This window comes from Pedobacter sp. R-06, from assembly GCF_049913135.1.
Taxonomy (GTDB): domain Bacteria; phylum Bacteroidota; class Bacteroidia; order Sphingobacteriales; family Sphingobacteriaceae; genus Pedobacter.
Genome location: NZ_CP183977.1, coordinates 1,753,913 through 1,774,383, shown reverse-complemented (window position 1 = coordinate 1,774,383; position 20,471 = coordinate 1,753,913). Strand labels below are relative to the sequence as shown.

At 35.1% G+C, this 20,471-nt stretch carries 23 protein-coding genes; 8 read left to right on the top strand and 15 right to left on the bottom strand.

Annotated elements, in window-relative coordinates; translation table 11 throughout:
• Positions 1 to 96 precede the first annotated feature (96 nt).
• From ACN9MR_RS07315 to ACN9MR_RS07300, 4 genes are all read right to left on the bottom strand, one after another.
• Positions 97 to 294: a cold-shock protein gene (locus tag ACN9MR_RS07315; protein ID WP_029276380.1), complete on the bottom strand. Its 198-nt coding sequence runs from the start codon at positions 292 to 294 to the stop codon at positions 97 to 99.
• A 208-nt stretch (positions 295 to 502) separates the two neighbouring features.
• Positions 503 to 1,138 carry a peroxiredoxin gene (locus ACN9MR_RS07310; protein WP_426328957.1) on the bottom strand — a complete coding sequence of 212 codons (636 nt, stop codon included), beginning with the start codon at positions 1,136 to 1,138 and terminating at the stop codon, positions 503 to 505.
• A 164-nt stretch (positions 1,139 to 1,302) separates the two neighbouring features.
• The gene (locus ACN9MR_RS07305) at positions 1,303 to 2,400 is read right to left on the bottom strand and encodes a trypsin-like peptidase domain-containing protein (RefSeq protein WP_426328956.1); all 1,098 of its coding nucleotides are present in this window, start codon (positions 2,398 to 2,400) and stop codon (positions 1,303 to 1,305) included.
• 6 nt (positions 2,401 to 2,406) lie between these two features.
• Positions 2,407 to 2,973, bottom strand: a complete 567-nt coding sequence (locus ACN9MR_RS07300; protein ID WP_426328955.1) for an RNA polymerase sigma factor — start codon at positions 2,971 to 2,973, stop codon at positions 2,407 to 2,409.
• Positions 2,974 to 3,175: 202 nt separating this feature from the next.
• Here ACN9MR_RS07300 and ACN9MR_RS07295 point away from each other — a divergent pair, with 202 nt between their 5' ends.
• The 6 genes from ACN9MR_RS07295 to ACN9MR_RS07270 all read left to right on the top strand — a co-directional run bounded on the left by ACN9MR_RS07295 (position 3,176) and on the right by ACN9MR_RS07270 (position 6,562).
• Complete coding sequence (locus ACN9MR_RS07295; protein ID WP_057934272.1) at positions 3,176 to 3,394, top strand: hypothetical protein; 219 nt, start codon at positions 3,176 to 3,178, stop codon at positions 3,392 to 3,394.
• A 136-nt stretch (positions 3,395 to 3,530) separates the two neighbouring features.
• Positions 3,531 to 3,749 carry a hypothetical protein gene (locus ACN9MR_RS07290; protein WP_116251789.1) on the top strand — a complete coding sequence of 73 codons (219 nt, stop codon included), beginning with the start codon at positions 3,531 to 3,533 and terminating at the stop codon, positions 3,747 to 3,749.
• A gap of 131 nt (positions 3,750 to 3,880) precedes the next feature.
• Positions 3,881 to 4,102 (top strand): hypothetical protein, encoded by a 222-nt coding sequence (locus ACN9MR_RS07285; RefSeq protein ID WP_426328954.1) that lies wholly within the window; start codon positions 3,881 to 3,883, stop codon positions 4,100 to 4,102.
• A gap of 148 nt (positions 4,103 to 4,250) precedes the next feature.
• Complete coding sequence (locus tag ACN9MR_RS07280; protein WP_116251791.1) at positions 4,251 to 4,448, top strand: hypothetical protein; 198 nt, start codon at positions 4,251 to 4,253, stop codon at positions 4,446 to 4,448.
• 128 nt (positions 4,449 to 4,576) lie between these two features.
• Positions 4,577 to 5,923: an adenylosuccinate lyase gene (gene purB, locus ACN9MR_RS07275; RefSeq protein ID WP_426328953.1), complete on the top strand. Its 1,347-nt coding sequence runs from the start codon at positions 4,577 to 4,579 to the stop codon at positions 5,921 to 5,923.
• Between the two features lie 87 nt (positions 5,924 to 6,010).
• Positions 6,011 to 6,562 carry a NifU family protein gene (locus tag ACN9MR_RS07270; RefSeq protein WP_426328952.1) on the top strand — a complete coding sequence of 184 codons (552 nt, stop codon included), beginning with the start codon at positions 6,011 to 6,013 and terminating at the stop codon, positions 6,560 to 6,562.
• A 260-nt stretch (positions 6,563 to 6,822) separates the two neighbouring features.
• On the opposite strand, the gene ACN9MR_RS07265 is transcribed toward ACN9MR_RS07270, so the two are convergent.
• From ACN9MR_RS07265 to ACN9MR_RS07245, 5 genes are all read right to left on the bottom strand, one after another.
• A complete protein-coding gene (locus ACN9MR_RS07265; RefSeq protein WP_426328951.1) occupies positions 6,823 to 7,611 on the bottom strand; it encodes an inositol monophosphatase family protein in 789 nt (262 codons plus the stop codon).
• Positions 7,612 to 7,666: 55 nt separating this feature from the next.
• Positions 7,667 to 8,815, bottom strand: a complete 1,149-nt coding sequence (locus ACN9MR_RS07260) for a prolipoprotein diacylglyceryl transferase (protein ID WP_426328950.1) — start codon at positions 8,813 to 8,815, stop codon at positions 7,667 to 7,669.
• A gap of 398 nt (positions 8,816 to 9,213) precedes the next feature.
• Positions 9,214 to 10,536 carry a tRNA (N(6)-L-threonylcarbamoyladenosine(37)-C(2))-methylthiotransferase MtaB gene (gene mtaB / locus ACN9MR_RS07255; RefSeq protein ID WP_426328949.1) on the bottom strand — a complete coding sequence of 441 codons (1,323 nt, stop codon included), beginning with the start codon at positions 10,534 to 10,536 and terminating at the stop codon, positions 9,214 to 9,216.
• 227 nt (positions 10,537 to 10,763) lie between these two features.
• Positions 10,764 to 11,309: a hypothetical protein gene (locus ACN9MR_RS07250; protein ID WP_426328947.1), complete on the bottom strand. Its 546-nt coding sequence runs from the start codon at positions 11,307 to 11,309 to the stop codon at positions 10,764 to 10,766.
• Positions 11,310 to 11,359: 50 nt separating this feature from the next.
• On the bottom strand, positions 11,360 to 11,929 hold the full coding sequence (locus ACN9MR_RS07245) for a UbiX family flavin prenyltransferase (RefSeq protein WP_426328946.1): 570 nt from the start codon (positions 11,927 to 11,929) through the stop codon (positions 11,360 to 11,362).
• A gap of 682 nt (positions 11,930 to 12,611) precedes the next feature.
• Between ACN9MR_RS07245 and ACN9MR_RS07240 the strand changes: the two genes are divergently transcribed.
• The gene (locus tag ACN9MR_RS07240) at positions 12,612 to 14,474 is read left to right on the top strand and encodes an ATP-binding protein (RefSeq protein WP_426328945.1); all 1,863 of its coding nucleotides are present in this window, start codon (positions 12,612 to 12,614) and stop codon (positions 14,472 to 14,474) included.
• A 25-nt stretch (positions 14,475 to 14,499) separates the two neighbouring features.
• Here the strand turns inward: ACN9MR_RS07240 and ACN9MR_RS07235 are convergent, their stop codons facing one another.
• Positions 14,500 to 14,748 (bottom strand): hypothetical protein, encoded by a 249-nt coding sequence (locus ACN9MR_RS07235; protein WP_426328944.1) that lies wholly within the window; start codon positions 14,746 to 14,748, stop codon positions 14,500 to 14,502.
• A 260-nt stretch (positions 14,749 to 15,008) separates the two neighbouring features.
• On the opposite strand from ACN9MR_RS07235, the gene ACN9MR_RS07230 reads away from it, so the two are divergent.
• Positions 15,009 to 15,209, top strand: a complete 201-nt coding sequence (locus tag ACN9MR_RS07230; protein ID WP_426328943.1) for a DUF3606 domain-containing protein — start codon at positions 15,009 to 15,011, stop codon at positions 15,207 to 15,209.
• 385 nt (positions 15,210 to 15,594) lie between these two features.
• Here the strand turns inward: ACN9MR_RS07230 and ACN9MR_RS07225 are convergent, their stop codons facing one another.
• From ACN9MR_RS07225 to ACN9MR_RS07205, 5 genes are all read right to left on the bottom strand, one after another.
• Entirely contained in the window at positions 15,595 to 15,915 is a 321-nt protein-coding gene (locus ACN9MR_RS07225) for a hypothetical protein (RefSeq protein ID WP_426328942.1), read from the bottom strand.
• Positions 15,905 to 16,036, bottom strand: a complete 132-nt coding sequence (locus ACN9MR_RS07220) for a hypothetical protein (RefSeq protein WP_262711735.1) — start codon at positions 16,034 to 16,036, stop codon at positions 15,905 to 15,907. The genes ACN9MR_RS07225 and ACN9MR_RS07220 overlap by 11 nt, the downstream gene beginning before the upstream one ends.
• 221 nt (positions 16,037 to 16,257) lie before the next feature.
• A complete protein-coding gene (locus ACN9MR_RS07215; RefSeq protein WP_426328941.1) occupies positions 16,258 to 16,839 on the bottom strand; it encodes an HPP family protein in 582 nt (193 codons plus the stop codon).
• Between the two features lie 119 nt (positions 16,840 to 16,958).
• Positions 16,959 to 17,822, bottom strand: coding sequence for an OmpA family protein (locus ACN9MR_RS07210; protein ID WP_426328940.1), 864 nt, complete (start codon positions 17,820 to 17,822; stop codon positions 16,959 to 16,961).
• A gap of 74 nt (positions 17,823 to 17,896) precedes the next feature.
• Positions 17,897 to 20,407, bottom strand: a complete 2,511-nt coding sequence (locus ACN9MR_RS07205; RefSeq protein ID WP_426328939.1) for a beta-L-arabinofuranosidase domain-containing protein — start codon at positions 20,405 to 20,407, stop codon at positions 17,897 to 17,899.
• Positions 20,408 to 20,471 lie beyond the last annotated feature (64 nt).

Here is a 20,471-nt window from a genome sequence, read left to right as displayed (position 1 = left end):
AGATGACGATTTCGTCCAGACAAGACGTTTAATACAAAAAGCCTCTCAATCGAAAGGCTTTTTGTAGGGATGAAGAAATAATCGTTATATTATTGCTTAAACTTTCTTAACGTTTACTGCCTGTAAACCTTTTCTGCCTTCAGCTACTTCAAATTCTACTGTGTCGTTTTCTTTCAAGCTTTCGATTCCACCTAAAACATCTTTAAAATGTACAAATAAGTCTTTATTGTCTTCTTGCACAATAAATCCAAAGCCTTTTTGAGTGTTAAACCATTTAACTTTTCCGGTTGCCATAAAAAAAATAAAAAATTGTATAAAATAAATAAACTTTTACGCCTTGATCAGCATTTCATTTAACCAATTGAGTATTAATATGAATAAAACAACCAGTTTAAGCGCTAATATTGAAACAAAACTACCAAATATAATAATTTACCAATATAATGCAACCTATTTCTGTCCGTTCAACAAGAATGTTGCGTTATTAAATAAAATTTTCAAATTATTTATTTGGCTGTGGCGTAGTGCGTAAATATGGTTTAATTACTTTGTGTCCCTTAGGAAATTTAGCTGGAATGTCTTCCGTTTTAATGCTGTTTACCACAATTACATCTTCTCCATCTTTCCAATCGGCAGGTGTAGCCACGCTATAATTGGCCGTAAGCTGTAAAGAATCAATCACACGTAACACTTCATTAAAGTTTCTTCCTGTTGATGCTGGATAAGTAATGATTAATTTCACTTTCTTATCGGGACTGATTACGAACAATGATCGCACTGTTAAAGTTTCTGAAGCATTTGGGTGGATCATATCGTATAGGTTTGCTACAGTTTTATCAGGATCGGCAATAATCGGGAATTCAACCGAAGTATTTTGAGTTTCGTTAATATCATTAATCCATCCTTTATGCGATTCAGCAGAATCAACACTTAGGGCTAAAACTTTAACGTTTCTTTTTTCAAATTCACCTTTTAAAGCTGCAGTTCTACCTAGTTCTGTGGTACAAACAGGGGTATAATCGGCAGGATGAGAAAATAACACTCCCCAGCTATCGCCTAAATAATCGTAAAAATCTATTTCGCCAATGGATGTGTTGGCCTTGAAATTCGGTGCGGTATCGCCTAATCTTATACTCATGATATTATTAATTTAAATTTGACTAAAACAAATCTAAACAATAGTATAGTAAATACATAGATTTAATATTAATTTAAGACCTCCAAATTACAATTCCAATAAAAAAACCCTGAAGAACCAATCTTCAGGGTTTAAGAATATTAATTTGTTTGGGGTGTTGCGTTTTAATAAACTTTGATCATGAAAACATAATCTTCTAGTTTTTCAATCTGTTTGGTCCGTTTTAAACCGGCCAATAAACTTTTCTTATTTATACCTAATCTATTTACACCCAATGAATCTTGCGGAATCGCTCTCATGGCTTCTAAAATATATTTTGATTTAATGGCAAAAGCCGCACCCTCAGTCTGATCTTGTTTGCCACTAATAATACCAACCAAATTACCATTATTATCTAAAAGCGGCCCTCCACTATTTCCAGGGTTAACCAGAATCGAAACCTGATATTGGGTAGTATCACCAATAAATCCACTCCTTGAGCTTACAGAACCTTCTCCCAGCACAATGTCATCTTTAGGATAACCCAAGGTGTATACGTTTTCGCCAATGTTACTAATACTCTTTTTAATTGTATAAGGAATTGTAGATAAGCCATTAAAATGTTTATCACTTATTTTAAGAATTGCAATATCGTTTTGCGGATCAGTGTACACTGATTTTACTTTGAAAGATTCTCCTTTACTGTTTTGCACATAAAGGGAATCTGCACCGTTTACAACGTGAAGATTGGTTAATATATATCCATTTGTTGAAACAGCAAACCCAGTTCCGCCAAAATTACCAGGATTAGCCTTTTTAGGTGAATTATGTTGTGTATTAGCCTTAATATCAAGTACAAGATTATTCTGAGACTGTTTTACCCGCGATAACTCCCTACTCATTTTTTCGTAATTAGCTTCCTGCTTACTATTATGTTGAATAGAATAAATTGATACCAATGATAATACAATAAAAGAGGCAGCTACAGCAACAACTGATTTATTTTTTCTCCAAAGCTGGACAATTTTTGATGGATGAGGTCTAAGCGCATCAGCCAAACCCTCCACATCAATTTCTGAATGAATATGATTTAACTGTTCTTTTAAGCGCAACTGCTCAGCAAATGTTCCCATAGATTCTAAAAAGAACTTATGCGAAACTACTTTATGATCTACTGTGGCATCATTACGACGTAACTGTTCAAAAGCTTCAGTTTCCTGTGCATTAAGTTTACCTAAAAGGTAATCTTCAATAATTGCATCTAACTCCAAATCGTTTCTCATTTCAAATTATGGTTGAAAAAATATTTTCTTTAACCTTTGCAGGCATTTATATTTCTGCGTTTTTGCATTATCGGTATTGGTATAACCAAACTTTTCGCAAATATCCTGCATGGATAAATTGTGGATATAAAAATCCTGAATAATGGTTTTACAAGGTTCGCCCAGGTGATCAAGTGCCGATTGCATTTTTACAAAAGCAGCATCTTTCTCCTCGTGGTGTTCCACATCTTCTTCAACAGCAAATACATCTTCATAATCAGTAATATTACCAGCTTTTTTACTGTTTAGGTTAAGTTTCTTTAGCCAAATGCGCCGGCAAACCGAATAAATATAGGTCTTCAGTTTGCTGCTGAGCTCAAAATTACCCGCCTTAATTTTATTATACAAAATGATTATGCCTTCCTGATAAACATCTTTTGCATCATCTTCATCACCGTTATTATTCAGGATAAATTGCAAAACCATTGCATAATAAGCCTTGTATAACTTGTTAAGTGTATCTTCTGAGTTATTTAGGATACCTAAAATAACCTCTCTATCTGTTGGAACTGAACTCTTTAAACTGTTATTCACTAGTTAATACATTTTTCTATAAATAGTAACCCAATATTAGACAAAAAAATATTTATAGCTACTATAATTGCTTAATACAAACTTAAAGCCAACGGTAACCCAAACTCAGAAAAAAAATATTTTAACTTTTTTGTAAATTTTCGGGTTACCTTTTTACCTTTGCGGCATTAATAAGAAATTAATTACTTAAAAAAATTCAAAAATGAAAAATGCATTCAAATTAGGCTTTTTAGCTTTAGCTTTATCTTTATCAGTTGTTGCTTGTAACTCAGAGAAAAAAGCTGAAGGTGCTGATACAACTTTAACTGATTCTTCTACTATCGTTACTGATACTACTGCAAAAGATACTACAGTTAAAGATTCTACTGTAAAAGATACTACTGTAAAAACCACTACAACTACAGAAGAAGTTAAACACTAGTCTAACTTTACTCATAAAAAAAGGCTCCTGATTTAACATTAGGAGCCTTTTTTATTTTTTTTAATTTATTTGGGTTACCTTTTTTATTTACCGGTATTAAGGATAAATTAATTAATTACTTAAAAAATACTCAAAAATGAAAAATGCATTCAAATTAGGCTTTTTAGCTTTAGCTTTATCTTTATCAGTTGTTGCTTGTAACTCAGAAAAAAAAGCAGAAGGTGCTGATACTACAGCTACTGATTCTTCAACTGTAATTACTGACACTACTAAAAAAGATACTACAGTTAAAGATTCTACAGTAAAAGATACTACTGTAAAAACTACTACAGAAAAAACTGAAGTTAAACACTAGTCTAACTTACTTATAAAAAAAGCCTTTGAGAAATGAATTCTCAAAGGCTTTTTTATTTTATCAGAATAAACGGGTTACCTTTCAACATTTTAGGTATTAACAGTAGATTTAACCCTAAAACAAATATCAAAATGAAAAATGCATTCAAATTAGGCTTTTTAGCCCTAGCTCTATCGTTAACAGTTGCTGCTTGCGGCGAATCAGGTAAAAAAGCTGATGGTGCCGATACAACAGTTACAGATTCATCAACTATTATCACTGATACAACTGCTGTTGACACTACAGTTAAAGATTCTACTGTAAAAGACACCACAGTTAAAGCTACTACTACAAAAGAAGAAGTGAAACACTAGTTATTTTCACTAAATAACACAAAAAAGGTCGCGTTTTTACATCGCGACCTTTTTTATTTAAGAAAATAGGGTTACTTTTTTAGCTTTTTTGTATAAATTAGTAATTAATTAATTTTTAGAACCAAACAAATTTAAAAAAAAAAAAAAAATGAAAAATGCATTCAAAATGGGCTTTTTAGCTCTAGCTTTATCCCTATCCGTTGTTGCTTGTAAATCAGAAAAAAAAGATGGTGCAACTGATTCATCTAAAGTTGATTCTACAGTTGTAGATACTACTGTAAAAGATACTACAGTTAAAGATACAACCGTTAAAGACACTACAGTAAAAGACACAACTAAAAAATAGTTTTAGCTATTACTGCAAAAAGGCCTTGGAAATTCTAAGGCCTTTTTTATTTTGCATTAATTTATAGAGATCAAGACCTTAAAATCCATCAATTGTAGTAAATTTGCGGCAAAAATATAATCCGCATAATGAATTTAACATCACTACAAGCTATTTCACCAGTTGATGGCCGTTACAGAAAAACAACCGAAAGTTTAGCTGCTTACTTTTCTGAAGAAGCCTTAATCAAATACCGTGTTTTTGTAGAAATCGAATATTTTATCGCACTTTGCGAAATCAACTTGCCTGGCTTAGAAAATTTTGATAAAAATCTTTATGCTCAATTACGCAAAATCCACGAAAACTTCTCAGAAGTTGATGCCTTAGAAATTAAGGAAACCGAAAAAGTAACTAACCACGATGTTAAAGCTGTTGAATATTTTATTAAAAGTAAATTCGATGCGCTATCGCTTCAACACTATAAAGAGTTTATCCACTTCGGCTTAACCTCTCAGGACATTAATAATACTGCCATTCCTTATTCTATTAAATTAGCATTGAATGAAAGTTATTATCCTGCAATTAATGCGCTGATTGAAAAAATAAATGCTTTGGCTACAGAGTGGAAAGATATTCCGATGTTGGCACATACTCATGGCCAGCCAGCCTCTCCCACAAAATTAGGCAAAGAATTTTTGGTTTTTGCTGAGCGCCTGGCTATTCAGGTAGAAAATTTAAAAAATATCCCAAATAGCGCAAAATTTGGTGGCGCCACCGGAAACTTCAACGCACACCATATTGCTTACCCTGGAGTAAACTGGGTTAATTTTTCTAACCAGTTTGTTAACGAGACTTTGGGATTGACACGTGCACAACATACTACACAAATTGAACATTACGATCAATTTGCAGCCCAGTGTGATGCTTTAAAACGCATAAACAACATTATTATAGATTTGGACAGAGATATCTGGACATATATTTCTAAAAATTATTTTAAACAGAAAATCAAAGCCGGAGAGATTGGTTCGTCGGCTATGCCACATAAGGTTAACCCAATCGATTTCGAAAACGCTGAAGGAAATGCAGGGATTGCTAATGCTTTATTCGAGTTTTTCGCTGCTAAATTACCAATCTCACGCTTACAGAGAGACTTAACCGACTCTACTGTTCTAAGGAATGTAGGCGTTCCTTTTGGACACACCTTAATAGCTATAAATTCTACGCTACGCGGATTAAACAAGATTTTATTAAATGAAACTGCTTTACATGCCGATTTAGACGAAAACTGGGCAGTTGTTGCCGAGGCTATTCAAACAGTTTTAAGAAGAGAAAATTACCCTAACCCTTACGAAGCCTTAAAAGAATTAACCAGAACAAATTCAAAAATCAATGCAGCAAGTATTGCGGCGTTTATTGAAGGCTTAGCAGTTGCAGAAGCTGTTAAAGTGCAATTAAGAACGATTACACCTTTTAATTATACTGGCGTTTTCTAGTCAAATTAAATTGACGTTAAGCAGACAGCTAACAAAGGTTTTATTAGTGAGTAATTGTTAATTTTGTTTATTCAAATTGATTAAGACATGACGATTAACGTATATACAGAACAGACTCCAAATCCGGCAACCATGAAATTCATGGTAAACAAGCTGTTAATAAATGGCAGTGAGGATTTTGCAACTAAAGAGAGTGCAGAACATTCGCCTTTTGCTAAAGAGTTATTTAAGTTCAACTTTGTTTCTGGCGTTTTTTTCGCTAGCAATTTTGTTACCATTACCAAAACAGATGATGCTGAATGGACTGATATTGAAGCTATTTTAAAAGAATTTGTTAAGGGAGCTGTAGAATCTGAAATAAAAATTAAAGAAGCAACTACTGAAGAAGCCCCTGCTTTTGAGGGCACAGAAACTGAAATTAAAATTCAGCAGATTTTGCACGATTATGTACGCCCAGCTGTTGAACAGGATGGTGGTGCAATTACATACAAATCTTTCGATGAAGGTGTGGTTACGGTAGAATTACGTGGTTCTTGCAGCGGTTGCCCATCGTCTACCATTACGCTTAAATCTGGTATCCAAAACTTATTACAGAGAATGGTGCCGGAAGTTACAGAAGTAGTTTCTGAAGCGCTTTAAAATTGTGCATTTTTCATAGTATATATAGTGAAAAGGTCCCGATGAGAATCGGGACCTTTTTTTGTTGTGTCATGTAGCTGTATCTTAAATATAGATTTGTCATCCTGAGCTTCCCGAAGGACCTGCTTAAATACTTTTTACGGTGTTTCGACAAGCTCAACATGACATCACCTGAAGCGAAATCGCCTTTATGATACAACCTTATCTTCAATGAAAGACCCCTCATCCCTAAGCTTTGGGACAGGAAGACGACATTTCTATTAAAAATACTGCTTAATAGCAGTTAACATCTCAGCAGTAAGTTTGCCATTGGTAGCCAATATCTCTCTTTTCTCAAAGTAATCGCTACCCCCTGAGAAATCATAAACTTCTCCTCCCGCCTGCTGCACAATAAAGCATCCGGCTGCAAAATCCCATTGTTGCAGATTGTATTCAAAAAAAGCATCGAAACGCCCACAGGCTGTATATACCAGATCTATTGCTGCCGCACCAATTCTGCGCACACCGTGGCTTTTCTGCATCATTTCGGTTAATAATTTTAAGTACTGGGGCTGTTTATCAAATTCATAATAGGGAAAACCCGTTGCCAATAAACTCGATTTTAGATCAGGATTAATAGAAACTTTAATTTCTTTCTTATTCATAAGGGCAGGTCCGCCCTTATACGAATAAAACATCTCTCCCCTGTTTAATTCGTAAACTACGCCAATAACTGGTAATCCATCCTCATAAAGTGCTACGCTGATACCATAAGCTGGAATGCCATGGATAAAATTGGTTGTACCATCCAGGGGATCAATTATCCAGGTATAGGTTTTACCTGTACGGTTAATGGTTTTCTCTTCGGTTATGAAACCTGCATCAGGGATTAATTTTTCGAGATTTTGAACCAGTTTCTGCTCTGCTGTTTTATCAACATAAGAAACCATATCATTTAATCCTTTGTATTCTATTTTTTGAACATCGAACTGCATCGCTTCTTTACGGATAAAATTTCCCGTAAGCCTTACAATCGACATTACTTTTGTACACAATAATTCGTAATTCATAACTATTTAACAGTAAAACGAGGCGTCTATTCGATGATAAATGAACTTATAGAGCTTAAGCCAGTTGATTCCTGTTTCTTAAAGCATAAGCACTTAATACAATGCCACCAACAACAAGAAAGGTAGAAATCATTTCTGCCTGGGTAAAAGACAAACCAAAAACATGGTATTTTGAGTTTACACGGATTAATTCGATACAGAAACGCTCAATACCGTTCAAGATCATGTAAATACCAAACATTAAACCGGGCGCTTTTATTTTATCTCTAATCTTCCATAAGAAGGCAAAAAGGATCAAACATATAATTACTTCGTAAATTGGCGTTGGATACACCCCCTGTGCCAATTCGTTGCAAAACTTACCGGTACAACCAGGAATTGGAATTCCTTCTCCCACCACATTATTCGGATATTTGTAAGACCACAACCAATCTGGAAGCCAAGAGAATGGTTTTGGATTTGAATTTACAATCCCCCAGTCGCCATCGCCGGCTAAGTGACAACCAATACGACCTACAGCATAAGCCAGCATCATTCCCGGCCCGCCTACATCAAGCATATGGAGCGGTTTAATACCATTCCTTTTAGCAATTATCAATACCGCTGCACCACCACAAATTAAACCACCATAAAAAGTTAAACCACTAAACGATAATAACCGCTCGATAGGGTGTTGAACAAAATCATCCCAATACTCTAGGTTATCGAAGAATTTTGCCCCTAAAAAGCCCCAGATAGCCGCCCAAACAATCAGGTTACTCATGGTTTGGTATGGGTGGATGGTTACCTGTGTTTCTTTTGGCTTATCAAGTTTGTGCTTATTCTTTTCGGTATAATCCCAATAAGCAAACAGCCCTGCAAAAAATAACCCACCAATTATATTCCCTTTGGTCGACATTAAAATCGACTGTGCATCATTTACAAAAAGTTTGTAGTTTAACAACGCATAAACCAGCTTATAACCAATAATAAAGCCGAAAAGGCCATTCATGATCAGTTCTGATGTTGTAGCAGGTTTGCCAACTACAATTGTCTTTTTAATTGGGTGGAGTATGCCTAATGCTTCCTTACGCTTAAGCTCTTTGGTGAAAGCCCAGTATCCAGCAACAAACGCCAGTGCTACAAAAACACCGAAAGTATTAAATGGAAGCGGTAAATTAATGCCGAATAAGTATTCTAAAAAATGTGAAACGGTAGGAAACATACAAATAATTTGTTGCGAAGATAGGAAAGAAAGACCAAAGCTGAAAGATTAAAGGCCAAAGCTTAAAGACTAAAGTGGAAAGACTAAAGACCAGCGTTTATAGCTAGTAGAAACAGGTAAAAATCTATTTTTTTATTTTGAAAAATAAGGGTTCTGTATTTCATCGGTTAGTACAGCCCTGCTCTCCGCTTTACTTTGTGTTCGCTGCGATCCCTTAGGTTTAATTAACTGATTACAGAAGTTCTTAGGAAAAAAATTGATCAAGCGATGTCAATTCCATCATCCATCTTATATTTTCCATGTTTAGGGTCCTTCGACTACGCTCAGGATGACTAACCGGGAGGATGAGAAAATATCAATTTTGATTAGCGACTTCCTACCAATGACCCTAGACTAAACTAATGATGTGCGTGAATAGTTTCCAGTTCGGCCACTTCCACTTCACCATCGGCAGTAATTTCTAAAAGCTTAACCGCTTTCAATTCATTTACCATAACCGGATCGTATTTTGCACGTACTTTTACATAGTTTTTGGTAAAACCATGCATGTAACCCGATTTCTGATCTGCCTCGAATAGCACTTCAGCTTCGGCACCAATTTGAGATTCGTAGAAAGCCCTGCGTTTTTTATCAGATAAAATATGGAGCATTTTACTACGCTCGTTACGCTCGCTGCCCGCCACAACGCCCTTCATTTCGGCTGCAGCTGTTAATTCGCGTTCAGAATAAGTAAATACGTGTAAATAAGAAATATCAAGCTGGTTTAAAAACCGATAAGTATCCAAGAAATCTTCTTTCGTTTCGCCTGGGAAACCAACAATTACATCCACGCCAATACAACAGTGCGGCATTACCTCCTTAATTTTGGCAACACGCTCAACATACAAATCGCTACGGTAACGACGGCGCATTAAACCTAAAATTTTATCAGAACCTGATTGTAGTGGAATATGAAAATGCGGAACAAACCTTTTAGAAGTGGATACAAACTGAATGATCTCATTGCTCAAAAGATTCGGCTCAATAGATGAAATACGGATTCTTTCAATTCCTTCTACCTCATCCAAAGCTTTAACCAGGTCAAAAAATTTATCTTCGCGCTGGCCATTTCTGATTCCGAAATCGCCAAGATTTACACCCGTTAAAACAATTTCTTTAACACCGGTATCTGCAATCATTTTTGCACGGTTCACCACATTTTCAATGGTGTCACTACGGCTTGCACCACGTGCCAAAGGAATGGTACAGTATGTACAAGGATAATCGCAACCATCCTGTACTTTCAAAAAAGTACGTGTTCTATCGCCTATTGAATAAGAGGCAATAAAATTATGGTTTACTTTCTCTATATTTTGCTGATGAATAAGTGTTTTCGGTTGTTTGGTTAAATCAGTAATATATTCCACTATCCTGAATTTTTCTGCAGCACCCAAAACCATATCAACGCCTTCTATTTCGGCAATTTCCTGTGGTTTTAACTGCGCATAGCAACCCACAATAGTCACAAACGCATTAGGAGAATATTTTAAAGCTTCTTTAACAACTTTACGGCATTTTCTATCGGCATGCTCGGTAACGGAGCAGGTATTGATCACATAAACATCGGCCTGATCCTGAAATTCTACTACGGCATAACCTGCATCGGTAAATAAACGACCGATGGTTGATGTTTCGGAGAAATTGAGTTTACAACCTAATGTATAAAATGCGACCTTTTTCATTGAGGCTGCAAAGATAGGAAATTTGTTCGGAGTTGTTGGTTTTGAGTTTTGAGAACTGACAAATTACAGACTATAAATTGTTCGGAACGCATATAGTAGTACCATCCTTTAAACGCAACTCGTGCATTCCTTCAGGGCAGGCTCTTTTTTCACAGCCAGACAAACATATACCTGAAATGGACAAAGCGACAACAATAAAGCTTAATTTTAGCATGAGTATAGACTATTTAGTTTGAGTTATATAGTTTAATGCATTCTTTCACCGCTTCAAAGCTATAATTGTCATCCTTTTTAAATTTTTCCAGCAAGCCCGGATTATCAGCTATTAAATTATACATATTATCTTTCCGCTCCTTCCGCGAGCCAAAGATCTGGTTACTTTTCACTTCAAACAATTGTCCGTTTTGTTTGCTGGCATACCAGAACACTACGTATTGATTATTCCCGTTTTGTCTGTAATATTCGAACAAATCAATTTTGCCTTTAACCAATCTTTGTAAAAAGTCCGGAGTGCTCTTATCCGGACGTACTTTGACGAGATAATTTATCTCTTTTTCTACTTTATAAAATTCTTTGGTTTCGCGGATTGGAATTTTATTAAAACTGCTACCTCCCTCTGGCTTGAACCGATAAAAACCGATTAATTGTTTTTTTATTTCACCTTTTAAAGTGTCGTTTTTTGAATTAATTAGAAAATCCTGCTGAGCGTTAACCTGAGAAAAAAAAGCACATAAAGCTGCGCAGCATAAGATAGAGCGTAAATATAGTTTCATAATATTGGTTTAAAACGACCAAAAATATCTAAACTTTGGCAAAATAACAATTACTGCTCCTGCCAACGATAACTTTCCTGTTCGAAACCTGCAAGGTCTAACACCCGGCTAATTACCGTGCCGGCAACTTCTTCTATTGTTTGAGGCAAACTGTAAAAAGACGGATTAGCCGGACAGATGATTCCACCAGCTTCAGTTACAGTTTTCATATTATTGATATGGATTAAACTGAACGGGGTATCTCTTACTACGGCTATTAATTTCCTGCGTTCTTTTAACACAACATCTGCTGCCCTCGAAATCAAATCGTTCGATATTCCATGTGCTACCCTACCCAAAGTTCCCATAGAACAAGGAATGATAATCATGGTATCGTATTTTGCCGAGCCTGAGGCAAAAGGGGCATTAAAATCGTTTTTGTTATAAAAGGTAAAATCTTTAAAATGGTTATAATCCTGATTTCCAAGTTCGAATTGCCAAACCGCTTTTGCATTATCGCTCATTACTACACCAACAGCCTCAATCTGATCTTTTAATTTTAATAACCGGTCAAATAAAACCTTTGCATATATAGAACCGCTGGCACCTGTAACCGCAACAATCACTTTCTTTTTCATCATAACACAAAAATAGTTTTTCTAAATCCATTAAAACAAAAAAGGGCCAGAACATTGTTCTGACCCTACATCTACCTATGAAAAACATACCCTCGAAAGGGTAAGAACAAATATATATAAATTTTTAAAAAAATGTAAGTGAGAAGTGTTAAATCGCTTAAATCAAATATTTAATTTAAAAACAAAATACAACACACTGATTACCAAATAAATAATTTTTAAAAAAAACTCATAAAAACTTTTTTTCTGCTTAAAAAGACATCATTTTTTATAAAAAATCAACCAAAATTGTCTTACAAATAAGTCATAATCACCAAGTAAAGTCTTACTTTACATTTAAGCAACCGATTTTTACACTTTTGACTTTACAATTTTTTGATACTGATATAACATAAATAAATTCCATTGCATAAAATATTAATGCAATTTTTACTACTTGTAATCTTTTATGAGTGCCTTTTCCTAACTGAAGAAACGAAATATTATCTGCCATTTTTACAAGCAACAGATTCAGGGTATCAAATAAGATCATTATACACTAAGCTTTAATGATTTCCAAACAAACGGCAAAACAACACACTTACAATTTATACTATTCTGTATGATAAATATTATATCATCCTTACAAATCGGTTGGTGATTAACTGCTTAACGATTATATTTGGAAAAGTGTCAACTTAAATTTATGATAGATTTAGCCTCTCCATTCTTAAAAGCACTGTTAAAACACGCTAAGAGTCCTATAATCATTTTTAAAGTAAAACCGATATTGGTGGTGGTAGAACATAACGATGCTTACCAAGCTTTAATAGAGCGGGTTGGAGGAAAATTAAAATTCTATGATATTAACATCATCCCAAACCTCTTATCTGCTGCTGAAAAAGTGCTTCTGATTAAAACAGTTCAGAAAGTAGGCAGGCTTAAGGCAAAAAGTACCCTTGTTATTCATCCCATCTATTCCAACTCACCAAACGTAAAATGGGAATTGGAATTTTCGCCAGTATTACAAAACGATCGCCCGGTTGAATATATCATCTGTTCATTAAGGGAAATTCCACTAGATGAACATGACCTTGAGCATATTTTATTTGAACTTTCAGAAAGTGAAGCACGTTTTAGAGGATTTTTTGAGCAGGCCCCTCTCGGCATGTGCGTATTAAAAGGTCCAGAGCTTATTACAGAATATGCAAACGATAACATATTAAAACTTTGGGGCAAAACCAGGAAAGAAGTAATCGGGATTCCACAAGAAAAGGCACGACCAGATCTCGAAAAACAGCAAGCGCTTTTAGCACGTGTAAAAGATATTTTTAAAAATGGCCAACCTTTAATATTCAATGAATTAAAAATTTCAACACCAGTTTCAGACGGTTATTTTATAGCTTTTTATGAGCCGTTAAAAAATGATAAAAATGAAGTAACCAGGATTTTAGTGATTATTAAAGATATTACTGAACAGGTAAATTTTAAAAAAGAACTACTTAAAGCTAAAGACATTTTAAAAATAGCCATGGATGCATCAGAAATGGGTTCATGGAATATCGATCTGGAAAGCAAGCAGGTACTTTTATCAGAAAGGGCACAACAAATTTACGAACTGGAAAACAATAGGTTGGGTATAGAAGAAGCCAAATCATTGATATATACGGAAGACATCGGGCATCTTACTAGTGGCATAAGACGTGCATTACACCACCGAAATGCTTTTAACATCGAATACCAAATTAATTTAAGTGGCATAAGCGCTAAAAGCAAATGGTTAAGGACCGCAGGAAAAGCCTATTATAACGAACAAGGAAAAGCCGTTTATATTGCCGGAGCAGTTTTGGATATTACAGAACATAAACAGGATGAAATTAGAAAAAACGACTTCATCGGTATGGTAAGTCACGAGCTCAAAACTCCTTTAACATCGTTAAGTGCTTATGTACAACTTTTACAGCATAAATTTAAAGAAACCGATAACGACTTCACCATTCAGATACTTGATAAGGTAAATGTTCAGTTAAAAAAAATGTCGTTAATGATTGATGGTTTTTTAAATGTATCATTATTAGAAGCTGGCAAAATTTTATTGAACAAAACAAATTTTAGCCTTGTTGACTTGATTAAAACCATAGCCGAAGAAAATAGAATTGTTTTACCCAGCCATTTCATCCAGGTGATTGGTACAGAAGAAATAATTGTAAATGCCGATATGGAGAAAATCGGCAACGTAGTTACTAACCTGATTGGAAATGCAGCGAAATACTCAAAAAAAAACTCTTTAATTGCAATAAAGTGCGAAACACAAAAGGATTATGTAATTGTAAGTGTGGAAGATGAAGGCATAGGCATTCGGGAAAATGATATACCCAAACTTTTTGACCGCTTTTACCGCGTAGAGAGCCCTGACACTAAAACAATTGCAGGATTTGGGGTTGGCCTGTATATTTGTGCCGAAGTAATTGAAAGGCATCAGGGAAAAATTTGGGTAGAAAGCAAATTGGGTAAAGGTTCTACATTTTATTTCAGCTTACCACTGCAAATGACCAACAATAATATATAATATTAATTTGCTTGGCTATGTGAAACTAACCTCTTATTTCTTCCATTTCTAATTTAACGTTAACCGCTACCAAACCATGTTTATGTAACTCTATTTCAAAAATTATTTTTGAATTTATATCAATTTGATCAGATATATTATCTAATTGAAAGTGAATATCCTGGCCATTTTCGTCAATAATGATTCCGTGTCCATATTCAAAGTCAATCTGAGTAACGTTTCCCTTCCTCATATCACCCATTACAGAATATTTTTTTTTATAAATAATAGGCAATTATAGTCATTTTATGTATAATTAAAAATACATATAATCATTTTATTGCACAATTATTAATTATTGCATGTACCTTTTATTATAACTAAAATGAATTAATAGAAGAAAATGAACCATTTTCGGCTCTATTTAGTTATAATTAAAATGTTATTTTCTTTTAAACAGCTGTTTTACAAATTGTTATTATAAATAAAAAAATCTATTTTTATTGAACCAAATCGAGCTTGTGCGTGTTACTAACTGAATTAATCATCCCAATTATGAAAAATCTCATCCAAACCTCGAGCATTAAAGAAGAAATCATCTTATTATCTGAAGAAACAGATCGAAATTATTGGGCTAACCGTTTAGGCGTAAGTTCTGAAGTTTTGAAATCTGCAGTGAGGGCAACAAGAAGCATTATGTTAAACCAAGTCACAGCTTATTTAAACCAGCAAAAGGTAAAAATAAGTATTTCCTGATTTTTATATCAGTATGATTACAAATCTTTTTGCATTTAAATGGTTGGTTTAAACCCTTTTCATGAATGCAGTGATTTTTTATATACAATAATATAAAGAATTACAAAATGACAGCTGCAACAAAAATAGTAAGCGCTGCTAAAAGAGCTACATTTATCGTAGTCACAAAGTTTATTTCAGATTCGAATTTGTCACTTTCAGCTTGTTCAAACGCTTAAAAATACACTAAACCTTCCGACAGGCTATCAATGACAGATTCTAAATCGGCTTCATCTCGACCGGAGCAACGCGTAGTGGAGAGATCTGTGGACTATATTAAAAAGATCTCTCCGCTACGGTCGAGATAACGATTCACTGTAATGATACACCTTCTTCTATTTTACAATTAATACTTTAATCTTCCTGTACAATAAGCCAATAGATTAACAGATTCTTTTGAAATTTTCTTGGGGTTAAGTTCATCCTTAATGTTGGTAATTGCAGTTCCAAGCTTCTCTTGCAAAAGATCGAGCATACCCATTATATTTTCCGGTGCTATGGTTAAGGATAATAAGGGATAATATTTATTCTCCAGATCCTTTTTCTGATTATTGGTCGCCAAATTTAAAGTCCATTCTTCAGTTGCAGAAAAACCATATTCATGTCTTGTATTATTAAGTTCGTACAAAAAAACTTTTGCCTGAACTTTCGGATCGTTACTTGCCATTTTTACCTGGCTTTTTTGCAAATAAATCTGTCTCTACTTTTGCCGACTTACCTTTTCCTGATTGATAATCTGAGGGTGCCTTTTTGTTTACACTAGCCTCTTTCTTTTTGTCTCTACTCATTTTTTAAATGTTTACAGTTTGATAAGACCAATCATCATTGCATAAACAATTCGGTGATTGGAATAAAAAATACTCATCTAAAATTTAAGATTAGAGAATACAGCAATGGTACATCAGCGAGAGAAAAGTAATGTAATTAGATTATTTAATTACTGATATAATCAAATATACATTTATTAAATGGCTAAATGCGCCATAAGAATATAGTTATAGGTAATTGTTTACCTGCGGTATCTGTACCACACCCTATACCAATTTTTATTATTGGGATAACTACGGTGCGAGGTTCTGTTATTGACAATAATAGCCACAATTAACAGGATACAAGCACCTGATAATACTGGACTTAGCACGTATAAATAACCCAAGGACTGAATTTTAGCAGACCCGATATTGGCAATTAGTGCAGTTGCACCGCCGGGGGGATGAAGGGTCTTTGTGATCTGCATTAGTACGATCGATAATGAAACAGATAAGGCAGCAGCCAACCAAACTTCACCAGGAATAAGCTTATGAATGGTAACGCCTACTATGGCACACACCAGATGGCCGCCGATTAAATTTCTCGGTTGTGCAAGCGGACTATTGATAATACCATAAATGAGTACCGATGAAGCCCCAAAAGAACCGATTAGAAATAAATTATCATTTGCAGTAAAGTATTTCGAATTAAGTAACCCAATACTACCAACCCCTACAAAGGCACCTATAAATGTCCAGAAATGTTCTTTAAAATCGATTAAAGTTTCTTTGTAAACGATATATTTTGCTGTGCGAAGGTGCTTTCTTATTCGTGTTCTCATAACTTTTAAGGAGCGCGTGCAAAATTAGCAAAATATAAAAGGGAAAAGAGAAAGCTTTACAAATAAAAAAGGGTTGAAAAATTAATTTCAACCCTTTAAAATGATTATTATTTCTGATTTTATTTTTGAGACTGTTCAGGCGCTTTTCCGATCAGATCCATAAACTGATCTAACTTAGGTGTAATAATGATCTGTGTGCGCCTGTTTTTCGCTTTCCCTCCTGCTGTTGTATTATCAGCGATTGGATTAAATTCACCACGTCCGCCTGCGGTTAATCGCTTAGGATCGACAGCATATTTGGTTTGCAATACCTGAACCACCGACGAAGCACGCAAGGCACTTAAATCCCAGTTGTTTCGGATATTGGTTTGAGCGATAGGTACATTATCGGTATTACCTTCAATCAGCACATCATAAGTATCGTAATCTTTAATGATTTTGGCGATTTTACTTAATGTTTCTCCAGCTTTATCAGAAACCTCATAACTACCTGATTTGTATAACATATTATCAGCCAATGAGATATAAACAACACCTTTAAGTACCTGTACATCAACATCTCCAAGTTCTTCTCTGCTTAATGAACGGGTTAAATTATTGGTTAGCACCATATTAAGCGAATCGCTTTTGTTTTTGGCATTTACCAGTTGTTTGATGTATTTATTCGAACTGTTAATTTCATCAACCAGTTTCGAAATGTTAACATTGCCCTGGTTACTAGAATTTAAACATTTGTTCAAAGCATCCTGCAATGCAGTTACATTGGCTTTTTCTGAGGCAATCTGTTCTTCTAAACTTTTAACCCTGCTGGTACTGCCGCTAAGTTCGCGTTGGCTATCCTGGTATTTATTACTTAACTCCTGGTTCCTTTCTCTTAACTTGGAATAGGTATCCTGAAGTTCTGCATATTTCTTATTACTTACACAACCAGCTGCAAGCGCGAGGGTAAAGAGCATTATAGGAATTGATTTGTATAATTTCATAATCTTATTTTTATTTATTGATAATAGGTTAACAAATTCCTTGCCGTAAAGTTCAATACCAACCTGAACCGTTGTTAAAAAGCGTTAATCTTTACCGAATCGAAGCTAGCCAAAGCTTTATACGCTCTTAATCCTATACTACCGGATTGATATTGACTATCTGTTGCAGAAAGAATGGGTTTTGCCGATCCGTTTATAAAAATATCAAATTTATTTCCCTTCGCCACTATCATTAAAGTATACATTTTGTTCATCTCAACAGGATATTTTCCTGAGCTTATAACGGTCCATTTTTGCCCGTTAGCTTTTCCTAAAAGCACCGTTCCATTGGCTTGATCCAGCCCCACATAATACCCTCGGTAAGCATCGGGACCAATTGCCGGGTTAGAAACCCTGAACATTAAACCGGCATCGCCCGGGGTATTGATTTTAACATTTGCCTGATAAGTAAAATCTTTAAAATCGGTTCCATTAGCTACATATTTAGATCCATTTATGCCATAACCACCAGAACCTGAATTTGATGCCGAATTAACCTGTCCATCTTTCCAAAACCAGCCACCGCCATAAAAAACCCAATTACTGGCCATTCCCTGATCAAAATTTTCGACCAAAGATTTATTTATTTTTTTTGGCATACCGATTACAGGAAAACAGCTTAGGCGTATATTTTCAGATCCGTAAGGTACCAAGGTAACTTCTTCTTGTTTTTCGGTAGACGTAATTGGACTAAAGGGTACATCAAAAGCAGCAACTTTGTTATAGCTTAATCCCCATGATGGAATCTTTTTTGCCTGAACCTTTAATTTAATCGGTGTATTTATTGCAATAAATGGATTTTCGGGCATCGTAGCACTCACCACGCTAATGTTGCTTAAATTACCTTTATCTAATACTAAACCATAGTTCCACGCCGATTCCGGACGGATTTCGTAATCTGTAAAGCCAACAACCGGATGTGTTTTGGTTACCTTATTTGCTGGCTTAATTTCTAATGCATACACAATAGGCCCGCGTTCTACACTAACGGAATTGTTTACTTGGACCTGAGTAGTAATTTGCATCGGAAAATTCAATTCTAATTGATCCTGATCTTTCCATTCTCGGGATATGGCAAACATTTCGCCAGCTTTTATCCCTTTTAATGTAGTTCCATTTAATTTAATACTTGGTTTTACGCTCCAGGCTGGGATTCTTAAAATTAATGGAAAGGATACAGAAGCGGTAAGCCTCACTTTTAACCTGATCTGTTCTTCGAAGGGATAATTTGTTTCTTCAGTAATTTTTATTTTTTTGTTTTCGGCTACCACAGTTTCTATTTCCATTGGGCCGTAGGTAATTATTGCCAAGCCTTTCTCAGGGGTAGCCACTATACTATTTTTAACAAAATAAGGCCAGCCCATGTGCATGTTATAGCGACAGCAGCCAAAACCTGAATAGGGACTAGAAACAATACCTGAGCTATAATCTTGATTAAAGCCATTCTCACCATGAATGCTTTGAACCTGATTAGGTAATGTATAATATGAATGGTTCTTAAAATCGCGGCTAAACTGGGCCGGCAAAGCATTAAAAGCTACTTTTTCCAATTGATCGCCAATTCTTGCATCATGAATAACCTTGGCCGCAGTTTCCAAACTCTGCATCCATTCTACCACAGTACAGGTTTCTACGCCTTCTATGCTGCTTGTACCCGCCAGGAATTCAGTTCCTGAACCTAAACCTTCTGGCTGGCCGTGGTCGTGCATAATGTGCGCTATACCTTTAGAAAGTGCTTCAAGATTAGAAGGACGATCTTGAAGTTGTGCATAAAGCACTGGAAATTTTAAGGCTTGAGCTACATTAACCATATGTTTTGGCTGAAAATCATCACCAAAAAAGTAAAACCCGTTGTTGCTATAAATATCGATCCAAGGGTATGCCTGTTGTTTTAACTTTTCTACCAGTTTTAACAAATCCTGATCACCGGTTTTATTGTAAAGCCAAATGGCAATTTCCATATTATCGCCAGCTCTTGATTTACCCCATTCCTTTAAGGGATCGCTATCAAGATTGGCCAGTTCATATTTGAAGTATTTTGACAGAAAAGGAATTACCCTTTTATCATTTGTGGCCTCATAATAGCTTTGCAAAGCATACATCATTGGCATACGCGGCCACCAATCTTTCATTTTCGGCGGGCCGAATAATCCGTTGGTCTGCTGATTGTTTAAAGTCCAATCGATATACTTTTGTGCTTTCGTTTTTAACATAGGATCATCTAAGGTATAAGCCAATGCTACTAAACCTTTAACATAATATGGTACCCGCTCCCATCCATTTCCATCGCCTCCCAGCCAATCGGAGTTTTTGCCCAGATTATCTTTTTCAGGGTATAACTCTTCTGCCATTCCCGTTGCACCATCTCTTTGCTGTTCTAGTTGCTTTAACAACCATCCTTTGGCTTTAATACTCCCTATTGGCAATTGCACATAAACATGCTGTTTTAAAGGTGCTTTATTGAATTCAGTTAAATTCTGGGCATTCAAAGTATAAATAGAAAGACAGGAAACCAGAAAATAGATTGAGGTAAATATTCTTTTCATAAAAGGATTATTGGTTAGATAATATTTTATAAAACTAATAAATATGAGCGAATATTAAAACGAT